Source organism: Neobacillus drentensis (assembly GCF_036966985.1).
Lineage (GTDB): Bacteria > Bacillota > Bacilli > Bacillales > Cytobacillaceae > Neobacillus > Neobacillus drentensis_E.
Map to the genome: position 1 here is coordinate 1 of NZ_JBALSN010000788.1, position 702 is coordinate 702.

Sequence of the window (702 nt, forward strand, 5' to 3'; positions counted from 1 at the left end):
TTTTGAACCTGTGTCCATTAAAATGGCAAAAGATCAAAACCTCTCGTTAAACCCTACCAAAATTTCAGGGCTTTGCGGCCGTTTAATGTGCTGCTTGAAATATGAGAATGATGAGTACGAAACAGCAAAAGAACAATTACCGGACATCGGTGAAACGATTCAGACGTCTAATGGCTCTGCAAAGGTAGTAGGGCTTAATATTTTAGAACGAATTTTGCAAGTTGAATTAACCGGGCAAGAAAAAGTGATAGAATATACTTGGGAAGAATTATTACAAGAAGGCGTTGTATCTGCACAAACAACTGAGTAACGAGGTGTGCCACCTTGGATAAAAAGGAACTATTTGATACGGTGATTAATTTAGAAGAACAAATCGGTTCTCTTTATCGCCAGCTAGGTGATTTGAAAAATCATATCGGTGAAGTGATTGAAGAAAATCATCAGCTGCAGATGGAGAATCAGCACTTGCGTGAACGTCTGGATCAATCCGATCGAGATAAATCGTCTGAGGCAGAGCATGATTCTGCCCAGAAGCCAAGTCATTCTGATATAGGAGAAGGTCATGATAACCTAGCTCGTTTATATCAGGAGGGCTTCCATATTTGTAATGTACATTATGGGAGCATTCGGAAAGAGGGAGACTGTTTGTTCTGTCTGTCATTTTTAAATAAAAAATGAGAAAAGGCTTCCGCTGAATCGGGA

General features: G+C 39.7%; 2 protein-coding genes. Both read left to right on the plus strand.

The genetic code is table 11. The annotated features are described in order from the left end of the window. Positions 1–310: regulatory iron-sulfur-containing complex subunit RicT (gene ricT / locus V7659_RS31740; protein ID WP_335543945.1), on the plus strand; the 310-nt coding region annotated here is incomplete at its 5' end. A gap of 14 nt (positions 311–324) precedes the next feature. Continuing rightward, positions 325–678 (plus strand): DNA replication initiation control protein YabA, encoded by a 354-nt coding sequence (yabA, locus tag V7659_RS31745; protein WP_007496228.1) that lies wholly within the window; start codon positions 325–327, stop codon positions 676–678. Positions 679–702: the final 24 nt, after the last annotated feature.